We start from the raw sequence: 19,484 nt of genomic DNA, 5'->3' as shown, positions 1-19,484 counted from the left end.
TGTTATATATAAACGACTAGATTATGAGTAAAGTATCTTATTATACGGAAGAAGGATTGAAAAAGCTTAAAGCAGAACTTGACCAGTTGAGAGACGTGGAAAGGCCTAAGGCTTCGCAAGATATTGCTGATGCAAGAGATAAAGGAGACTTGAGTGAAAATGCTGAATATGATGCTGCTAAGGAAGCACAAGGCATGCTGGAAATGCGTATTTCTAAGCTTGAAGAAGTTGTTGCTAACGCTAGAGTAATCGATGAGTCTCAACTAGACACTTCAAAAGTTTTGATTCACAGTAATGTGAGGTTGAAAAACACCAAAATGAATAAAGAAATGACCTATAAGTTGGTTGCACAAAGTGAAGCTGATTTAAAGACAGGTAAAATTTCTGTAGATTCTCCTATCGGAAAAGGTTTGTTAGGTAAGAAAGCTGGTGATACCGCTGAAATTCAAGTGCCCAACGGAATACTGAACTTTGAAATCCTTGAAGTCTCGAGAGGCTAAAAATTAAGGAAGCTTATTCATAAATAAGTTTTCCCGTATAAAATTCTTCAACCTCCACAAGTGGAGGTTTTTTTGTGCTGATAAGATTTCCAGAGGATCGGATTTCTCCTTTCAACGACTTGCCAGGATTGACGATAGCATCTCGAAACGACCGATGTGAAAAAGTGATTGCTTCTGCTTCTAAATCTCTGGCCAATATGGTTCCTGATCCAGAAGCAGTCATAAAATTAAAAAGCTGAGTTATTCCACTGATTTCAAAATCTGATATACCGTTTCCAACAATATTTACTCTTTCGTTATCTACTTTTACCTTGAAATTTCCCAGATTTAGAGCATTACTGTCATTAAAATCTTCTGAAATCAGGGAAAGATTTTCAAATTTCAAAACATTGGTACTCACAACTTCAAATTGTGAGGAATTTCTCACATAATTGAGCCTTGAGCTTTTTAGTTTTAAAACGATAGGTGCCTCAGAAAATCCTGTAGTACAGAGTTCATTTACCTTGAATTCGAATTCATTTTCATTTTGAATAATTTCTAGTTGGTCCAGATGATTTTTTCCACCTTCAGCTGTTAATTCATCTATATCACTATCGGTTATTTCTAAACGAATATTTTCTCTTATTATAATTCTTTCTAAATCAGAAATATTCAAATTGCGTGCTTCAGTATTTCCAGCTCCTTTTAAGCAGTCTTTTGTCGCTTCCAGATCGCAAGAGCTAAGGATTAAAATTGAAATAAAAAGGAAAATATATTTTATCATGTTAGGTTTTATAAACGTATTCCTATTCCATATTCTATAGCCTCCGCTTTAGAATAGTGAGATTTAAGCACGATTGACACATAAAATTTATCGGTGATATAACGTCTCAATCCTACTTTTATATATTCCCTGTTAAGATAATCTATCGGATAATACACATAATAACCTATTTGAGACATCACACTCCAACCTCCTAAATACAATTCATGACCCAAAAATAAGCCAACCCGTCTCCAATCTTCATCCCCTTGGAAGTTGTCCAATTCAGGAAATGCTGCAGCACGGTATTGGATAAAGGTTTTGACGGAGGGTGTAAAAAAAGCATCTAGTCCTAAACTTAATCCACTGCGGTGAGAAAGGCGTTTGTTGACAGAAGTTGTGAGCGTTAAAAACGCTTCGTTTGCTTCTCCCCAAATGCCACTGTCATTGGCTCCCGATGCTGCTAAAATATCCCAGGTCCAGTCTTTGGATATGGGTTCTAAAGATGAGGTGTTATATTCCTTTTTCGTTTCAGATAGGTTATAATTCAATCCGGCCTGAAGTCCGTAGTTGTTGGTGCTGGTATTTGGTGATTTAGTTTTCCCATTGGAATAATGGACTAAAAAGGTCCCGACTTTAAAATCCAAAGGCAAATCGAAAAGGCGCTGGAAGCGGTACTCCAGGCCGAATAATATTGAAGCGGTGAAGGACGATCCGTAAGCTGTATTTCTCGGATTTTCTATGGGGTCATAAGTGTTTGGGATATATCCTGCACCAAGTCCCGCTTTAAGGTTAAGCTTTCGATCTAGGAAGAAGAACCTGTACTCTCCATGTAAGCTATACACTCTACCCAATTCTGGCGATCCCATATCCTGAATTAACAGGGATGCACCATAACTCGGGTAATTGTACAATTGCTGCCACTCCTTTTCGCCAAAGGTTTCCCGTTCCCAGGAAAACAAAACTCCTTGAGTAGTTCCCTGGATGAGATGTAAAATTTGAGGGCTATGCCTCATGATTCTGCCATAGAGGTAATCGGCATGAAACACATCGGATGCTTTGGATGCTTTTTCCTGAGCTAAGCAACAAAAGCTAAACAATATAAAGCTTAGACTGATAAAGCACTTCGAGATCATTAATATTAAATTGGTTGCTGCAAACTTAAAAATTTATTGTTTAAATAGACTTAAGACTTGCGTTAGGGATTAAAGCGTAAAGCCCGCACTGCGGTTTTGGATTAGAGGTGTGGCTATAAAAAAGCGACTGCAAAGAAGCTCTTTTTATAGCTTTACAACTCTCTAAAACTGCAGGCGGACTTGCAGCGAAAAGCCCGAAAACGCCCTACATGTTTTCTATAAGGCTTTTGAAAAGTTGTACGAGTTTGGGTTCGGCTTTGCCCGCCACGGCAATGATTTCTTCGACATTCACAGGTTGCAAATTATCGGGATCACATTCGTCGGTTAAGACCGAAATAGCCGAAACAGGTAATTTTAGGTGATTGGCGACAATAACTTCTGGCACAGTGCTCATTCCCACAGCATCGGCGCCAATGATGCCGAGATAGTGATATTCTGCACGAGTTTCCAATTGGGGACCCACCACGGAAGCGTAAACGCCTTCATGAAGCCTGATATCATGTTCTTTGGCGATGGTTTTGAATTGGGTGTTCATCTCTTTATCGTAAGGTGCCAACATGTCGACAAAACGCTCGCCAAGTTGAGAAACGCCTTTGAATGCTAATGGCGAACCGCCTTGTAAATTGATATGATCGTCAATAAGCATCAAGTCGCCTTTTTTGTAAGTTTTATTGATACCGCCTGCGGCATTAGACACCAAAAGCTTCTGTATGCCCAATTCCTTCATAATGCGTACGGGATAAGTAATGTCTTGCAGCGAGTAGCCTTCATAAAAATGAAAACGTCCTTGCATAACTACGACTTTCTTGCCACCTAAGCTGCCAAAAATAAATTTGCCCTGATGAAACTCCACTGTTGCTGTCGGGAAGTGTGGAATGTGGTTGTAACTTATTTCTTTTTCAATGTCTATTTGGTCAATCAGTTTTCCCAAGCCTGTGCCGAGAATGATGCCGATTTCAGGATTTTCAAATCCTTTTTCTTCAAGGTAGCTTACAGTTTTTTCTAGTCTGTCTTTCATAGATTTATGTTAGTTTTTTTAAAATTTGGTGTGGTATAACATGATGAAATTCTGGATGTTTTACCAAATCTTCTACAATGTCAATATCGGTTTTGGTTTTCAGAAATGCAATGTTTTGATTCTTTAAATCTTTTAGAGTTTGCTTTAGGACAGTTTCTGTACTCCATGCTTTTTCCAGAAAGGCTTCTTTGTAAAACGTAGACATACCCATGAGATAATATCCACCATCGTTGGCGGGTCCAAAAACCAGGTCCTTTTGTTCTAATTCCAGAAATGCTTTTTCAAAGTCCGAAGTTTCAAGCTCAAATAAGTCGCTACCAACAATACAAATTTTAGAATAGCCTTGAGCAAAACCCCATTCAAAAGCAGCTTGCATTTTCTCACCAAGATGACCGCTGCTCTGTACTGATTTATGAAATTGAGAATCGTCCCAGAAGTCATTTTTTTGAATTTTTTCTGAATAAAACACTGCCCGACTAGCGCTAACGTTGCTGATTATTTTAGCCGTGTGTTTTATCAATTTTTTATAAACCTCTAAAGCCTTTTCACTTCCAATGCTTTTGGCCAAACGTGTTTTACACTTGCCAAGTTCAGGGTTTTTTGCAAAAACTATAATTAATCTATCCATTAATATACTTTCTGTCCTTTTTCTAAGTAATCACCCCAAAATCTGTCGTAGGCATGGACTTTATCGGTTGGATTTCCTTTGTGATCGTAGACCTTTTGGTCTTTATTCATCCAATCAAAAATTCCTCCGTAGAGGTTATAAATATTTTCATATCCTGCTTTTAGAAGTTCTTCTCCAATATCTTCGGAACGTACTCCAATGGAGCAATAGACTACAATGGTATCTTTGGTATCGATTTTATCTTGAATGTGTTGCAAGTTGAAATCATCGTATCCAGCATAAATGGCGTCTTGAATATGACTTATGCTATATTCTGAGGCTTCTCTCGTGTCTAAAATTTTGATGTTGTCGCTTGAATTTTTCAGATGAATCAAGTCTTCAGTACTAATGTATTCTACTGAATTTGAGTTGTATCGTTTTAAAGCTTTGTCAATCTTGTTTTGGGAGATTCCCAAAAACGGAAGTCCTCCAAACATAATAATTGAAATTAAAAGTTTGTATTTCAAATCTGTAGTTTTAAGTGTGTTTCTCTAAACCTTTAGAATCTTTTTTCAAAGATATCATCTTTTAATATTTGAACAGGTTACTCGAAACGATTGGTTTTTCCTGTCATTATCATCTGTTACTAAATTAGCCTAGAACATGTGATTTATTCTGGTATCAGAATTGACTGCGCTTCGTTCAATAATTCTTTTCGTTTTTCTAGATCAAGACTTAATGGCAATTGTGCCAAACCTAAAATCCTGCGTAAAATTTCTACAGCCATGAATTGCTTACAAAGAGATTCATTTAAAGCAGATCGATCTTTATAAAATCTCAAAGCCTTTTCTACCAATTTATCTGGTTGATCAGCCATTTTAAGGTGTGCTAAAGTGACACCAATTTCAAATTCTACCTCTCCAAAAAAGCAGAATTCTGGATCGATAATTTTAATCCCATCGTTCGTCTTCAACCAGCTTCCAGGAAAATAGTCCCCGTGTAGTAAGGTGTTTCCATCCTGTAGATACCGATCTCCTAATTTTCCCACCTTTTTCTTTAAGGCCTCATCCTGCTTAAATGGTTTTCCTGCCGCTCGGAGGCCAGGGAGAACGTCGTCTAGATTTAGACCGTTATCTTCAAGATAGGGGTAAATAAATATATGTTCGTGATTGAGCTTTCGCATTTTTCTATTGGGCAGTCTGGTATCAGTAGTTTTGGTGTTTATGGCTTTATGGAGATTAGCAATGAAAGTCATTATTTGCTTAAGCTCTGCTTCATCGATATGCTCCCCTTTTTGATATAAAAAGGTATAGTCTACCCCGTGTCCTAAATCTTCAAGATTTAAGACGTGATTTTTTTTATCGACGCCGATGAGTTTTGGCATCTTTTCATTGAGCAAACTCTTGTTTGAAACCAACTGATAAAATTCTGCTTCTCGTAGCGCACGTTCAGAGGGAGCTGGAACTTGAGGGAATTTCTCTACGTACTCCCGGCTTTGTTTTACAATAAAACTACGCTCCCCAGTTTTTACACGAATCGTGAAATTCATATTTCCAGCGCCTGGTATTTCTAATGCTGTGATCTTTTCATTCAGTTGTAACCAACCTTGTCCCTTTAGATAGCTTTCTAAACTGGCCTTGTCTGCAGTTAATTCTTCTACATGTTTCATTATCCTCGGCTTTTTTATTTTAAAAGGCTTTCCATCAATTTTTCATGATAATCTTCAACAACATCATAACAATATGTCACAGTGGATCCATGAGTTTCATTACAAAGAAGATAATTTTTGAAATGATTTCCAGGAGAATCCAGTTTCATGTCATTGGGGTGAATTTCCAGATGAGCATTTAGATCTTCTTGTATAATATCTTCCGGGGCAATGAGATAATGGCTTGCCAAAACATCAAAAGGGTTAAATCCGTTTTCTCCCATTGACTGCCATTGTTGCAACCAGGGTTGTGATTCTTTGGCCATCCACTTGCTAGCTGGGTCGCCTTCACTCAGTTTTCCTAGATCTTTTTGAGTGATCCACACTTTGTTGGAAATTTCAAACGGGCAAAGGACAACTGAAATCTCATTTTCCAACAGCACTCGAAAGGCATCGTTATCCAAATCAAAGTTAAGGTCTGGTGCGTGTTTTACTTCTGGTTTGCCAATTTCAAAATAGGAGGTTGGGGTTCGTCTTCCAGCGACAAGTACTACTTCTTTTATCTGAGATTTCAATTCAGGATATAACAACACTAAAGTGGCAATATTTGTAGCAGGGCCAATAGCCAATATATGCAAAGGTTCTTTTTTCAAGGCTTCTGCTAAGGCTTCTACAGCGTCGTTAGTTTCTATCTCATCTAAGGTGATTGCTTTTCCTGCTCCTTTGAAAACGGGGATCTCGTATGGTGCGAAATCATCGACCATTTTTTGAGAAAGGCGGTAAGCATCATCAATTCTCGTATTCCCAAATACAGCACTCATCCCTTTGACCTCAATATTCTCAGCTTTAAAAAGCTGCAAAATAGCAAAGCCATCATCTACATCGCTATAGTCTTCGCGTTCATAACGCTTCATGCCTACGGCCACATCAGCATCTATCCACACTTTTTTCTTTCCTTCTTCTTCATTAGTTTTATCTAAAGTAGATTCGGTTGTGGCTTTACCATCTAAGTCAGCGGTGTTTTCTTTAGTGTTTCTTTGGTCACTTTGGCAGCTTATTAGTGCAAGTGTAAACAAGATGACAAGCGTATTTCTATATAGATTTTGCATTAGAGTTTGTTTTGAGTTAATTTAATTTTCCCACCAGTTTTTGGAGTTGATATCATCACCATCGATTCTTTCCACAGCCGTATCATAATTTTCTTTATTCACTGCTTGTTCAGATTCTGGATACAAATAGCGTACAGGGTACCTGTTATCGTTAAAGTTGTCTGGTCCTGGCATCAGTTTTGGGAAGCCTGTTCTTCTGATATTAAACCACGCTTCATGGCCAATCATAAATAGACTTAGCCATTTTTGTGTAAGTATTTTTTCAAGATTTTCTTCGGTAGAACCATTCAATGCGACAGCATCTCGAGTAAAGTAATCGCCTGGTAGTGAAGCTCCATAGTATTCAAAATGAGCTTCAATTCCGTTTTGATAATAGACTTCTGCATTACCAGAAATAAAACCGCGCTCTACAGCTTCAGCCAATGCAAATTGCACTTCAGAATACAACATAATCTGAGCGTCTACTCCGTTAGGCATAGTCCTAAACCGATCTGATAGAACTGAAAGATCATTAAGGTCAACTCCTCTTTCGCTTATGGATTGTGTGCTCAGTCCATTTTGCAAACCTTTAAATTCAGGAGTTCCATCCAGTATACTTTTTGGAGTTGGCTTGAAAAAAACGTCTAGTCTAGGATCGTTCCATTGTTTTAATTGATTTTCTACAGTCTCACTCATTTTTAAGCCTTGAAATATTCCTGTTGCTGCATTGAACAATGGAAATTGGTTGGGAGCAGAGCTTAAGTAGGGCACAACAGCATTATCGGTATTGGATTGCATGAGGTTGCCTCCATCTGCAAGCTGTTGGAGTGGGGTAAAGTCTGTAAATCGTTTACTGATGCGTAACCGAAATCTTACTTGTAGCGAGTTGGCAAATTGGAACCATTGGGTAAGATCGTTATTGAACATCACATCTCCCCGTATACTTTCGCTAGTATCTTCAAGTTGAGCAGCCGCAACTTCCAGTTTTGCTAACAGGCCATTTTCTGGATGGATATAGATATCTTCTTGAGTATCGTAGACAGGTGTGAAGTTGAGCTCATTGAACTGAATGGCTTCGCTGTAAGGCACATCACCCCACAAGTCTGTAAGTTGAGAAAAGAGATAAACTCTGTAAATTTCTGCCACAGCATCGTAGGCATCATTGTAGCCTGGTAGTTCTTTCATAGATTCCAAATCTGCCAATAGACCAAATATCATGTTCCAATAGCCAGAGTTGCTGCCCAATTCATAGCGATCAATTCTTTCAAATTCGACATCTGCATTAAATTGAGCCAGGTAGTTGTTGAATCTTAAGCCTTGCGTATAGGTGTGCTCATTGATTTGTTCTAAAATCACATTGGTCAACAAAAATTCTGGACTCACCTCCTGAGGAGCATTAGGATTGTCGTTGATGTCTTCAAAATCCTCTGTGCAACTTAATGTCAATAGAAACATCAATGCAAAAAGAAAGGGTTGTATATATTTCATATTAGTTATATTAAAAATTGGTTTTTAAACTGACGCCAAAACTTCTAGTCGAAGGGTATGAAAAATCTTCCACGCCTTGAACGATATTACGGCCTTGTAAGGCATTGAGTTCTGGGTCAAAATGAGGGTTTTCTGTAAATAGCAATAAATTATTTCCTGTGAGTCCAATTTTCAGATCTTCTGTACCCAGAGATTTAGCTATTTTTTGAGGAAATGTATAGTAGATGCTGAGCTGCCTCAGTTTAACATAAGAAGCATCATAAAGCGCACTTTCTTCATTCCCTCTATCATAAAAAGCATTATTGAAAGTGCTTGCCGCGGCTGCAGTTGTATTGGGCACATAGACTGGGTTTTCTGAAGATCCAACATTCATCACTCCATCTCCTACAACACCATTTCCATCAGCAAAACGAGTACTTGGCGAACCTCCTTCCCGGCCAGCCAAGGTTTCCCTTAAAACGCCAGATGTGCTTCCAAGGGCTTTAATTCTAGACACGATGGTGCCACCTTGACGCCAGTCAAATAAAATATTTACATCAAAATTTTTGTAAGAAAAGCTGTTATTCAAACCTACAGAGAAGTCTGGATTGTAATTTCCTAATTTACGTAAGTTGGGATCCTGAACGGGTAAGCCATTGGAGTCAAATAGGTTTTGACCGTCAATTTGAATAAAGCCAGATCCATACATGTCGCCTACTCGGCCGTTTTCTCTGGCGATATAAAAGACTGTGTTAGAACCGCCACTACCGCTAAAGACGTCTGCTGTAGCAGTTACAAATTGATCCACGCCTTGTGGAAGCTCGGTCACAATACTTCTAAACGTACTAAAATTTAAAGCGGTATTCCATTGAAAGTCATTTAATTTAATAGGTGATGCCGACAACATGACTTCCACACCTCTGGTTCTGATCTGACCTCCATTTTCATTAAAGCTCGAAAAGCCGCTTGCATTAGAAACTGGTCTGGAGATGATTTGATTTTTACTTACATTTTGATATACAGAAGCATCTAGTTGAAGTCTTCCTTTAAAAAACCAAGTTTCCAAACCAGCCTCATAAGCATCCAGTCGTTCTGGTCTTAAGTTGGTGTTTTGTAAAACTGTGGCATTTGTGACTCTAAAGTTGGAACCATAATTACCATTTAACTGAAAATTTTGTGAATTTTGGAAGGGGTCTGTATCATTTCCTACCGATGCTGCACTTAATCTGAATTTTAGAAATGATACAGCTTCAGGTAGCTTGAAGCGCTCTGAAGCTATATAGCTTAACCCTGCAGAATAATAGCTGAATGAGTTATTTTCTGAAGGCAGAGTGCTACTCCAGTCGTTTCTAAACGTGAAATCAGCGTATAGTTCATTTTTAAATGCAAAATTGACTGTGCTATAGACACTGTTGATGCGTTTTTTAAAACTTTCGCTATTCCCAAGTAATGGGGAACGAGAGTTCGCTAACGTAAAGATTTCGGGTAATGCTAGCTGTGAGGCTTCAGAAAATGAATATTGTATTTCCTGGTCAAATCGATTGGCTCCTGCGGTAAGCGTATAGTCCCAATCTTCGTTGATTTTATTTCGATAAGAAAGCAAAAGATCGGTATTCATTTCAGTAAAGCGCACGTTGTCTTCTCTATAGGAACCAAAAGGATTCGCATTGGTACTAACCGCCCTCCTGAAATTCCTTTGATCATCATAAGTATCTATACTCGTTCTTGCTTTAAACGATAAATGATCGCTAAATTCATAAGTGGCAGATGCATTTCCCAAAATTCTGTTCTTATCAAAACTGTTGGTGTTTTCAAACAGAGTGAGGTAGGGGTTAGTGAGCCATAAATAATTGATATCATAATGTTGACGCCCCGTTTGCCCAGCTTGCCAGTAATCTCTCATAGAACCAATGTTGGCTTGGCGACCCGTCCAGTTGAAGCCGTAAAGTACATTTTCATAACCATAACCTAAGTTGGGACGATTGCCACTTCGCGTGTTTATGAAATTCAGAAATGTGTTGACCTTTAGCTTATCACTAAGTTCCTGGTCTAGACTTAAAGCAATACCATCTCTTTTCAGGTCTGTGTTAGGAACAATGCCTTCGTTACGCAGATTGCTGTAAGACAAACGCATTCCTCCAATATCTCCTCGGTTGCTTATGGCAATATTATTTTGGTAAGTGATACCGGTATTGAAAAAATCACGAACGTTATCTGGTCTTGCAACCCAGGGAGTGGCAGTGATAGGAGTAAAAGAACCATCTGCAAGCCTACGGGAACTCACATCACCTGCTCGAACAGGATTACCGTTGATATCCACAGACGGACTATCGAATTGTGGAATCGAAAGACCAGTATCCAGTCGTGGTCCATAACTGCTTATGCCTCCATCGTTTATTCCTGCCCCAACTCCATCTTGGAAGGCATATTGGCCATTAGAACCTAAACCGTACTCATTTTGATATTCTGGAAGCGTTAATAGAGTTTCAACCGTAAAATTACTATTGATGCTAACTCCTAAGCCTTTAGATTTCTTACCACGTTTTGTAGTGATAAGAACAACTCCGTTTGCAGCACGAGTGCCGTAGAGTGCCGCAGAACCAGCACCTTTCAATATAGAAATCGATTCGATGTCGTCTGGACTAAACTCTGAAGCTCCATTACCATAATCCACCTCCTGTAAAGCGCCGTTATTAACAAGATCGCTGGTGATTTGTTCGTTGCTAATCGGAACTCCATCTACCACAAACAACGGCTGGTTACTGCCACTTAGAGAATTTTCACCACGTATGATAATTCGTGACGATGACCCCACGCCGCTGGATCCATTGGTAATTTGTACCCCTGCTACTTGACCAGCCATGCCATTCACCATATTGGTTTGCGGCACATTGACCATTTGTTCAGAATTTACTGTAGAAACTGAAGAAGACAAAGAGCGTCTTTCTTTTTTGATGCCTAATGCTGTCACGACAACCTCACTGAGTACCTCTTCGGAATCCTTTAAAATAATTTCATCCTGGAGTAAGCCGTTTTTTACTTCAATACTGAGAGTTTTAAACCCTATTGAGGAGATTTGAAGTGTAAAATTTTCAGACTGGGTCTTTAATTTAAAAAAGCCATTAGCATCTGTAGTGGTATAGTTTTGAGTACCTGTTTCATTTACAGCGGCATATGGAATAGGATTTTGATCACTATCCACGATTCTGGATTCATAAAAGGTATTTTGTGAAAACATAGTGATCACAAATAATTGCCAGGCGGCAATGAGAAATAGTTTCATTATGGTGTTTGTTTAATCCGTGATTGAAGGTCTAATCAGCCTAAAAAGGCAGACAGATTTCCTGAAATTTTAGGCCCAAAATTCCAAGGTTTACTTCCAAGGCTTTCACGAAGAATTAATAGAACCAGATATTTCACACGGATTTTATAACATTATTACATGTTCATTAAAGTTTCAAAAGGTCTGTATTAAGCAGCTTTTTGGCGATCCTTTATTATAATAAACGTCTGTGAATTTTGATTTTAAATGGGGTTGAAATAGGGAAAGTACATTTTGCTTCGGATTGATCATCTGAAGCAAAATGTCCTTTAGTGTGAAGGATAGTTTGGTGTTTTTCAGCAGGTGCTGAGCATCTTCCCGAAAATCCAGATCCCCTAAGGTTTGGAGATAATCTACTGAAATTGATTGCTGCTCAAGAGTAGTTAAAATTACTGAAAGCAGATTCTGAGTTTTCCAGGGGAAATTCTGAAACTCTTCTTTTTTGAAAAATGCTTTTTTTACTCCCCAAAGATAGAAGCCTCCGTCCTGAGAAGGACCAAAACACATATCCCTGGATTTGAGAAGTTGAACAGATTGATTTATTTGATCTAAACTCAAGCCTGGAGAATCGTTTCCTATGGAGATGACCTGTTCATAATCTTTTTCAAAAACAAACTGAATGGCGTTGAGGTAACGTTGGGCAAAGTTTTCACCAATTTGATGGCTTTCGTCTACCCAGAAGTAGTCAAGTCCTGATGTTTTAGCCAGTTCAAGCAACTTTTTATTTTGATACCTGAAAAAAGCTTCAGAAGCCTTGAATGACTTATGCTTACTTTCTTCGGAAGCAGTTCTTGCAAAAATTAAAAGTGCTGTAGTGGTATTCATCTTTAACTTTAGTCTTACTTACGAGAAAATTCTTACAAGGTTTCAAAATTTACAGATATAAATTTTAGGAATACTCAGCTGATGCTTAGTTTTTATTTCCCAGGCCTTATGATAAGCGTATTTGGGTATTCAGATTTTATTTTATCAAAAGCTCTATCGGCTTGGATTCTGTTTCTGTAGTTTCCAACCCATACTTTATAATTTGGAGTTTGATAAATTATTTTTGAATCTAAGTCAAATTCTAAAGTCTCGAACTTAACTCTGGTGTTCTTGGCATCGTCTAAAGGACCTGAAAAAATTTGTAATTTATAGGAACTCTTTAGTTCATTGTTAGATTCTAGTTGATGCTTTTCTTTGATTAATTTTTTCACCATATTCAGTTCAGTAGTGTTTAATTTATCTTGTGCAAAACATGGGTTTGCTGAAAAATAAAAAACAATAAATATACAGGTGAAAACTACATTTTTTAACATCTCATTGGTTTTAAAGCAAATGTACAGTTTAACGCAAAATAAAGCATTTAAATTGTAATTTAGAAAGATTATAAATTGCCATTTAACATATGTAGGTATTCCAGAAACGTCTTATAAGTATTACTTTTGTAGTCAGTTTTTTTGATGCTTAAACCTATATTTTTACGGGCATCACATTCAAAAAGATTAATAAAATACATATGAGAAAGACGATGGAACGCCCATTAAATTTGAAACATTTCTTCCTAATGTTTCTTTTGCTTTTCACCTTTACAACATTTGCACAAGACGAAGAAGAAGGAGGATACGGCGATTATGTGCCAGAAGTAGTTGTAAATGCTGATGATGCAAAAGGAAAAGAGTTATTCAATTCTCTTTGTGCCGCTTGTCACAAGCGCTACAAAAATGCAACTGGACCTGCGTTACACAAGGTTACAGACCGAAGAGAAATGGATTGGTTGTACAAATGGATTGTCAATAGCCAGGAGCTGATAAAATCTGGGGATTCACAAGCTGTTCAATTGTATGAGGAATGGAATAAAGTAGCCATGAATGCTTATCCACAGCTGGGTGAAGAAGATATCAATAACATATTAGCTTATGTTGAAATGCCAAAACCAGAACCTATAGTTGATGTAGCTGCTGCTCCAGCTGCAGACGCACAAGGTGGTGGTGGTATTTCTACTGAAATTGTACTGGGATTACTTGCAGTGGTCTTACTTGTACTTTCAGTTATCTTATACCTTGTCAATAAAACTTTAAATCGTTTTGCTGAGGTTAATGGAATTCCCGTAAGAGCTGACAAGCCTAAAGGGAAACCAATTTGGGTAGCGTTTGCTGAGAATCAATTTTTAGTTCTTGTGGCAGTGGTATTCTTATTGTTGGCAGTAGCTTGGGGTGGATATGGCTTTTTAATGCAAGTTGGTGTTGATCAAGGCTATGCGCCGATTCAGCCGATACATTATTCTCACAGAATACATGCTGGTGAAAACCAAATAGAATGTAAGTACTGTCACTCTTCTGCAAGAGTTTCAAAGCATTCAGGTATACCTTCGTTGAATGTCTGTATGAATTGTCACAAACAGATTGCTGAGGTCGCGCCGGAAACTCAAGCTGAGGGTCAAAAAGAATATGGTGTCGATTACAACGCTGAAATTCAAAAGCTTTACGAAGCTACAGGCTGGGATACTTCCACTCAATCTTTCACTGGAGATACAAAGCCTGTGAAGTGGATTCGTATTCATAATCTTCCAGATTTTGCTTACTTCAACCATTCACAACACGTAACTGTTGGCCAAATTGATTGCCAAACTTGTCACGGTCCAGTTGAAACTTACGAAATCCAAAAACAGTACGCACCTCTAACAATGGGCTGGTGTATTAATTGTCACCGAGAAACCAACATCAAGGTTGAAGGTAATGCCTATTACGAAAAAATACATGAAGAACTTTCCAAAAAGTATGATGTTGATCAGTTAACCGCTGCAGAAATGGGTGGTCTGGAATGTGGAAAGTGTCATTATTAATATCAATAAAGAAAAATTAAAGTTTAATATGTCATCAGAAAAAAAATATTGGAAAAGTGCTGAACAACTTGAGGAAAACAGCCCTCTTGTAGAAGCGCTTGAACAAAATGAATTTGCAGAACATATTCCTGCAGATGAGTTTTTAGGTGATAAGGATAAGCTAGAGAGTTCTCAAACATCGCGTAGAGACTTTCTTAAGTATGTTGGATTTAGTACAGCGGCTGCATCTTTAGCGGCTTGTGAAGGTCCAGTTATTAAGTCGATTCCTTACGTTGTTCAGCCAGAACGCATTGTTCCTGGTGTTGCAGATTATTATGCGACAACTATTGCCGACGGCTTTGATTTTGCAAGTATCCTTGTGAAAACCAGAGAAGGTCGACCTATTAAAATTGAAACTAATAAAGAATCCAATGGGCTTTCTGCTGGTAAAGCTAGAGTTCATGCATCTGTTCTGGATTTGTATGACATTAAACGTCTTCAAAACCCACAGATTGAAAATAGAGATGTAACGTGGACTGAATTCTTTTCTTCTCTTGAAACAGAACTAAAAGCTACTTCTGATAAAAAGACTTACTTGATAACTCAGACATTTGCTTCTCCATCTACTGAGAAACTTATTAAAGAATTTCAGGAGAAGTATCCGAATGTGGAACATGTTGTATATGACACGGTTTCTGATGAATCTGCTTTAAATGCATTTGAAGCTAAGTACGGATATAGAGCTCTTCCTAACTATGATTTCTCAAAATCAGAAATGATTGTATCTGTTGGTGCTGACTTTCTAGGAGATTGGCAGGGAGGTGCTTTTGATTCTGGCTACAGTAAGAGCAGAGTTCCAAATAACGGTAAAATGTCTCGCCACGTGCAATTTGAAGCTAACATGACTTTGAGTGGAGCAAACGCAGATAAAAGAGTTCCTGTAAAGCCTTCTTTGCAAAACCAAATTGTGGTTGAAGTTTATAACCAAATTGTGGGTAGAGTAGCTTCTACAGACCTTAGTGATGCCTTACAAAGCCATGTTGACAACGCAATTGCTCAATTGAAATCTAAGTCTTCTGGAGCTATATTTGTTACTGGATTAGATTCAGTAGAAGCACAGGCAATGGCTTTAGAGATTAATGAAAAACTATCCAGCCAGGTTTTCAATATTGAAAATCCACGTCTTATTCGTCAAGGAAAAAATTCTACAATTCAGACTGTGATTTCAGAAATGAATGCAGGCAAGGTTGGAAGTGTTATGGTAGCCGGTGTGAATCCTGCATATTCTCTTCCTAATGCTGATGAATTTGTTTCAGCTATAAAAAATGTAGAAACTACAGTGAGTTTTTCAATGAAGAAAGACGAAACTGCTAAACTTTTCAAATATATTGCGGCAACTCCACATTATCTTGAATCATGGGGAGATGTTAGAGTTACTAAGAATGACTTTAGCTTAATACAGCCCACAATAAAACCATTATTCAATACAAAGCAATTTGAAGATTGCTTGTTGAAGCTGAATAATAGTTCTTTTAAATATTATGAATATGTAAAAGATAACTTCAAGTCTACGTTCGAAGGCATATCTTGGAATCAATCACTTCATGATGGTAGTTTTGTCTACGATATGGATTTATCAAAAGTAGAAGAAACTTCGACTATTGATATCTCAGCCGGAGCCAGAAAACTTGTTTCCAAGAGTGATTCAGAAGGATTTGAATTGACTTTATACACTAAAACTTCCATGGGTGACGGTCGTCAGGCTAATAATCCATGGTTGCAAGAAATGCCAGATCCCGTAACTAGAACTTCTTGGGACAATTATGTAACAATGTCTAAGTATGATGCTGAAAGCTTAGGTCTTGTAAATACCAATGTCGCCAACGGTGCTTTGAACGGGAATTACGTTACAGTCGCCATTGGTGATAAAAAACTTGCTAAACTACCAGTGATTATTCAGCCAGGACAAGCTCCTGGGTCAATAGGTGTTGCCTTGGGATATGGTAAAATCGAATCCATACAAGAAGAAATGCAGGTTGGTGTAAATGCTTATCCTCTATATCAAAACTTTGATGTCAATCAAACTGTAAAAGTTGATAAAGTAGATGGTGTTCATGAGTTTGCTTGTGTCCAGTTGCACCATACAATGATGGGTAGAAAGGATATCGTAAAGGAAACTTCCTTGGAGATATTCAATACTAAAGATAAAAAACACTGGAATGCAGTTCCTGAAGTTTCTCTTAATCATCAAGAAGTTGAGGTGACGAGCCCAGATGTAGATTTGTGGGATGAATTTGATAGATCTATTGGTCACCATTTTAATCTATCAATCGATTTAAATGCTTGTACTGGTTGCGGCGCATGTGTTATAGCTTGTCACAGTGAGAACAATGTCCCTGTAGTTGGTAAAGATGAAATCCGTAAGAGTAGGGATATGCACTGGTTAAGAATCGATAGGTACTATTCTTCTGAAGATACTATCCAGGGTGATTATGATAAGAAAAATGATATCTCAGGCTTAAGCAGTGCTATTGGTACCTACGGAGATCTTGAAGTGGCTTCAGCAGAAGATGTTCAGGTTATTTTTCAGCCTGTAATGTGTCAGCACTGTAACCATGCTCCATGTGAGACCGTTTGTCCTGTTGCAGCATCTGCTCACGGACGCCAAGGTCAAAATCATATGACTTACAATCGTTGTGTCGGTACAAGATATTGCGCCAACAACTGTCCCTATAAGGTTAGACGTTTCAATTGGTTTTTATATAACCAAAATGACGAATTTGACTATCATATGAACAATGATCTTGGACGTATGGTATTAAATCCAGATGTGACTGTAAGATCACGTGGTGTAATGGAGAAATGTTCTATGTGTATACAAATGACACAAAAAACTATACTTGACGCTAAGCGAGAAGGAAGAGTTATTGAAGATGGAGAATTCCAGACTGCTTGTTCTGCCGCTTGTGACAATGGCGCAATGGTATTTGGAGATATTAATGATAAAGAAAGTGTTGTGTATAAAAAGACTCAAGATGATAGAATGTATCATCTCCTAGAGTATTTAGGTACCAAGCCAAATGTCATGTACCATACTAAAGTTAGAAACACAACAGAAGCTTAATCAACTAATTAGGAACAAATTTATATCAAATTATGTCTCATTACGAATCGCCTATTAGAAAACCCTTAGTTACAGGAGATAAGTCTTACCATGACGTTACATTGGATGTGGTAAGATCTGTTGAAGGGCAGGCAAATAAATCATGGTGGGTTGCTTTCTCAATTGCACTCATCGCCTTTTTATGGGGTTTAGGTTGTATAGTATATACTGTCTCCGAAGGTATTGGTACCTGGGGTCTTAACAAGACAATTGGATGGGCCTGGGATATTACTAACTTCGTATGGTGGGTAGGTATTGGCCACGCTGGAACACTTATTTCGGCAGTGCTTTTGCTTTTCAGACAAAAGTGGAGAATGGCAATTAATAGGTCTGCAGAGGCAATGACTATTTTTGCCGTAGTACAAGCTGGTTTGTTCCCAATTATTCACATGGGTCGTCCATGGTTGGCTTATTGGGTTCTTCCTATTCCAAATCAATATGGATCCTTGTGGGTAAACTTTAATTCCCCATTACTTTGGGATGTATTTGCGATTTCAACTTATTTATCGGTTTCTTTAGTATTCTGGTGGACAGGTTTACTGCCAGATTTTGCAATGATTAGAGACAGAGCTGTAAAGCCATTCCAAAAGCATATTTATGGAATACTCGCTTTTGGGTGGAGTGGTAGAGCGAAAGACTGGCAACGTTTCGAGGAAGTTTCCCTTGTATTAGCTGGTTTGGCAACGCCTCTTGTATTGTCAGTTCACACTATTGTATCTTTTGACTTTGCTACTTCTGTAATACCAGGTTGGCACACCACTATATTCCCTCCCTATTTTGTTGCGGGAGCTGTATTTTCAGGATTTGCTATGGTGAATACGCTTCTTATTATTATGAGAAAAGTATCCAACCTAGAAAATTATATCACCATTCAGCATATTGAGTTGATGAATATAGTCATCATGATTACCGGCTCTATTGTTGGTGTTGCTTACATTACGGAATTGTTTATGGCATGGTATTCTGGTGTAGAATACGAACAGTATGCTTTCCTTAACAGGGCAACAGGTCCTTATGCCTGGGCTTATTGGTCAATGATGACTTGTAACGTGTTTTCTCCACAACTTATGTGGTTTCCAAAGTTGAGAAGAAGTATTATGTTCTCATTCTTTATATCTATTGTAGTAAATATTGGTATGTGGTTTGAGCGTTTTGTAATTATTGTGACTTCATTGCACAGAGATTATATGCCGTCAGCTTGGACCATGTTCTCACCAACATTTGTCGATATTGGCATATTTGTAGGAACTATTGGATTCTTCTTTGTGTTGTTTTTATTATACTCAAGAACATTCCCAGTAATTGCTCAAGCTGAAGTAAAATCAATATTGAAAGCTTCCGGAGAAAAATTCAAAAAAATAAGAGCTGAAAAAGGAGATGACGCTAAATTATATGTTGAGCCTAAGCAAGAACCTTTACCAGATTTTTCAGCACAGTTTAATTCAAAATCAAACTCATAATGGCATCAAAATCTTTACATGCGATTTTTACAGACGATGATATATTGATGCAGGCGGTTAAAGCTTTGCGCGAGAAAAAATATAGTATAAAAGAAGTCTTTTGTCCATTTCCTGTTCACGGTCTGGACAAGGCTATGGGTCTTTCTCATACACGTCTGGCGATCACCTCATTCCTATACGGTTTAGTTGGTTTAGCTGTAGCTACCTGGATGATGGATTTCATTATGATTGAAGATTGGCCTCAAAACATTGGAGGTAAGCCAAGTTTCAGTTATATAGAAAATATGCCAGCCTTTGTGCCTATTATGTTTGAAATGACAGTATTTTTTGCTGCACACCTTATGGTCATTACTTTTTATATGAGAAGTAAATTATGGCCTTTCAAAAAATCTGAAAACCCTGATGTAAGAACTACAGACGATAAATTTTTGATGGAAATTTCAGTAAACGAAAATAATGTGCAAGCCATTGCAGAAGTTTTACATGAAAATGGTGCTTCTGAAATTAAATTAATTGATAATAAATAAGTT

The 19,484-nt window shown here is 37.9% G+C and carries 16 protein-coding genes; 5 read left to right on the top strand and 11 right to left on the bottom strand.

Annotated elements, in window-relative coordinates:
- Positions 1–23 precede the first annotated feature (23 nt).
- Positions 24–500, top strand: coding sequence for a transcription elongation factor GreA (greA, locus tag LB449_RS12080; RefSeq protein ID WP_224455356.1), 477 nt, complete (start codon positions 24–26; stop codon positions 498–500).
- Between the two features lie 13 nt (positions 501–513).
- Here greA and LB449_RS12075 read toward each other — a convergent pair whose 3' ends face one another.
- The 11 genes from LB449_RS12075 to LB449_RS12025 all read right to left on the bottom strand — a co-directional run bounded on the left by LB449_RS12075 (position 514) and on the right by LB449_RS12025 (position 12,727).
- Positions 514–1,263 carry a GIN domain-containing protein gene (locus LB449_RS12075; protein ID WP_224455355.1) on the bottom strand — a complete coding sequence of 250 codons (750 nt, stop codon included), beginning with the start codon at positions 1,261–1,263 and terminating at the stop codon, positions 514–516.
- 8 nt (positions 1,264–1,271) lie between these two features.
- A complete protein-coding gene (locus tag LB449_RS12070; RefSeq protein ID WP_224455354.1) occupies positions 1,272–2,378 on the bottom strand; it encodes an acyloxyacyl hydrolase in 1,107 nt (368 codons plus the stop codon).
- Between the two features lie 205 nt (positions 2,379–2,583).
- Complete coding sequence (locus LB449_RS12065; RefSeq protein WP_224455353.1) at positions 2,584–3,396, bottom strand: purine-nucleoside phosphorylase; 813 nt, start codon at positions 3,394–3,396, stop codon at positions 2,584–2,586.
- 4 nt (positions 3,397–3,400) lie between these two features.
- Positions 3,401–4,024 (bottom strand): TIGR04282 family arsenosugar biosynthesis glycosyltransferase, encoded by a 624-nt coding sequence (locus tag LB449_RS12060; RefSeq protein WP_224455352.1) that lies wholly within the window; start codon positions 4,022–4,024, stop codon positions 3,401–3,403.
- Positions 4,024–4,530: a rhodanese-like domain-containing protein gene (locus LB449_RS12055; protein WP_224455351.1), complete on the bottom strand. Its 507-nt coding sequence runs from the start codon at positions 4,528–4,530 to the stop codon at positions 4,024–4,026. The genes LB449_RS12060 and LB449_RS12055 overlap by 1 nt, the downstream gene beginning before the upstream one ends.
- A gap of 143 nt (positions 4,531–4,673) precedes the next feature.
- Positions 4,674–5,672 (bottom strand): phosphotransferase, encoded by a 999-nt coding sequence (locus LB449_RS12050; protein WP_224455350.1) that lies wholly within the window; start codon positions 5,670–5,672, stop codon positions 4,674–4,676.
- 14 nt (positions 5,673–5,686) lie between these two features.
- On the bottom strand, positions 5,687–6,760 hold the full coding sequence (locus LB449_RS12045; protein WP_224455349.1) for a nucleoside hydrolase: 1,074 nt from the start codon (positions 6,758–6,760) through the stop codon (positions 5,687–5,689).
- A 21-nt stretch (positions 6,761–6,781) separates the two neighbouring features.
- Positions 6,782–8,227 carry a SusD/RagB family nutrient-binding outer membrane lipoprotein gene (locus tag LB449_RS12040; protein ID WP_224455348.1) on the bottom strand — a complete coding sequence of 482 codons (1,446 nt, stop codon included), beginning with the start codon at positions 8,225–8,227 and terminating at the stop codon, positions 6,782–6,784.
- 10 nt (positions 8,228–8,237) lie between these two features.
- The gene (locus LB449_RS12035) at positions 8,238–11,489 is read right to left on the bottom strand and encodes a SusC/RagA family TonB-linked outer membrane protein (RefSeq protein ID WP_224455347.1); all 3,252 of its coding nucleotides are present in this window, start codon (positions 11,487–11,489) and stop codon (positions 8,238–8,240) included.
- 174 nt (positions 11,490–11,663) lie between these two features.
- The gene (locus LB449_RS12030) at positions 11,664–12,353 is read right to left on the bottom strand and encodes a TIGR04282 family arsenosugar biosynthesis glycosyltransferase (protein ID WP_224455346.1); all 690 of its coding nucleotides are present in this window, start codon (positions 12,351–12,353) and stop codon (positions 11,664–11,666) included.
- Between the two features lie 92 nt (positions 12,354–12,445).
- On the bottom strand, positions 12,446–12,727 hold the full coding sequence (locus LB449_RS12025; protein ID WP_224455345.1) for an SPOR domain-containing protein: 282 nt from the start codon (positions 12,725–12,727) through the stop codon (positions 12,446–12,448).
- Positions 12,728–13,026: 299 nt separating this feature from the next.
- On the opposite strand from LB449_RS12025, the gene LB449_RS12020 reads away from it, so the two are divergent.
- The 4 genes from LB449_RS12020 to LB449_RS12005 are packed head-to-tail and all read left to right on the top strand — an operon-like array spanning position 13,027 to position 19,481.
- Positions 13,027–14,352, top strand: coding sequence for a c-type cytochrome (locus LB449_RS12020; protein ID WP_224455344.1), 1,326 nt, complete (start codon positions 13,027–13,029; stop codon positions 14,350–14,352).
- A gap of 28 nt (positions 14,353–14,380) precedes the next feature.
- Complete coding sequence (locus LB449_RS12015; protein ID WP_224455343.1) at positions 14,381–17,455, top strand: TAT-variant-translocated molybdopterin oxidoreductase; 3,075 nt, start codon at positions 14,381–14,383, stop codon at positions 17,453–17,455.
- A gap of 32 nt (positions 17,456–17,487) precedes the next feature.
- Complete coding sequence (gene nrfD / locus LB449_RS12010; protein ID WP_224455342.1) at positions 17,488–18,954, top strand: NrfD/PsrC family molybdoenzyme membrane anchor subunit; 1,467 nt, start codon at positions 17,488–17,490, stop codon at positions 18,952–18,954.
- On the top strand, positions 18,954–19,481 hold the full coding sequence (locus LB449_RS12005; protein WP_224455341.1) for a DUF3341 domain-containing protein: 528 nt from the start codon (positions 18,954–18,956) through the stop codon (positions 19,479–19,481). The genes nrfD and LB449_RS12005 overlap by 1 nt, the downstream gene beginning before the upstream one ends.
- Positions 19,482–19,484 lie beyond the last annotated feature (3 nt).

Source organism: Psychroflexus lacisalsi, assembly GCF_020164495.1.
Taxonomy (GTDB): domain Bacteria; phylum Bacteroidota; class Bacteroidia; order Flavobacteriales; family Flavobacteriaceae; genus Psychroflexus; species Psychroflexus lacisalsi.
Note: the sequence above shows the minus strand (reverse complement) of the source record. Positions and strands in the feature narration are given on the sequence as shown.

What these genes read in the sequence shown, in the direction of transcription:
- greA (WP_224455356.1), top strand. Translation starts at nt 24, where the DNA reads ATGAGTAAAGTATCTTATTATACGGAAGAAGGATTGAAAAAGCTTAAA.
- LB449_RS12075 (WP_224455355.1), bottom strand. Translation starts at nt 1,263, where the DNA reads ATGATAAAATATATTTTCCTTTTTATTTCAATTTTAATCCTTAGCTCT.
- LB449_RS12070 (WP_224455354.1), bottom strand. Translation starts at nt 2,378, where the DNA reads ATGATCTCGAAGTGCTTTATCAGTCTAAGCTTTATATTGTTTAGCTTT.
- LB449_RS12065 (WP_224455353.1), bottom strand. Translation starts at nt 3,396, where the DNA reads ATGAAAGACAGACTAGAAAAAACTGTAAGCTACCTTGAAGAAAAAGGA.
- LB449_RS12060 (WP_224455352.1), bottom strand. Translation starts at nt 4,024, where the DNA reads ATGGATAGATTAATTATAGTTTTTGCAAAAAACCCTGAACTTGGCAAG.
- LB449_RS12050 (WP_224455350.1), bottom strand. Translation starts at nt 5,672, where the DNA reads ATGAAACATGTAGAAGAATTAACTGCAGACAAGGCCAGTTTAGAAAGC.
- LB449_RS12045 (WP_224455349.1), bottom strand. Translation starts at nt 6,760, where the DNA reads ATGCAAAATCTATATAGAAATACGCTTGTCATCTTGTTTACACTTGCA.
- LB449_RS12040 (WP_224455348.1), bottom strand. Translation starts at nt 8,227, where the DNA reads ATGAAATATATACAACCCTTTCTTTTTGCATTGATGTTTCTATTGACA.
- LB449_RS12035 (WP_224455347.1), bottom strand. Translation starts at nt 11,489, where the DNA reads ATGAAACTATTTCTCATTGCCGCCTGGCAATTATTTGTGATCACTATG.
- LB449_RS12030 (WP_224455346.1), bottom strand. Translation starts at nt 12,353, where the DNA reads ATGAATACCACTACAGCACTTTTAATTTTTGCAAGAACTGCTTCCGAA.
- LB449_RS12025 (WP_224455345.1), bottom strand. Translation starts at nt 12,727, where the DNA reads ATGGTGAAAAAATTAATCAAAGAAAAGCATCAACTAGAATCTAACAAT.
- LB449_RS12020 (WP_224455344.1), top strand. Translation starts at nt 13,027, where the DNA reads ATGAGAAAGACGATGGAACGCCCATTAAATTTGAAACATTTCTTCCTA.
- LB449_RS12015 (WP_224455343.1), top strand. Translation starts at nt 14,381, where the DNA reads ATGTCATCAGAAAAAAAATATTGGAAAAGTGCTGAACAACTTGAGGAA.
- nrfD (WP_224455342.1), top strand. Translation starts at nt 17,488, where the DNA reads ATGTCTCATTACGAATCGCCTATTAGAAAACCCTTAGTTACAGGAGAT.
- LB449_RS12005 (WP_224455341.1), top strand. Translation starts at nt 18,954, where the DNA reads ATGGCATCAAAATCTTTACATGCGATTTTTACAGACGATGATATATTG.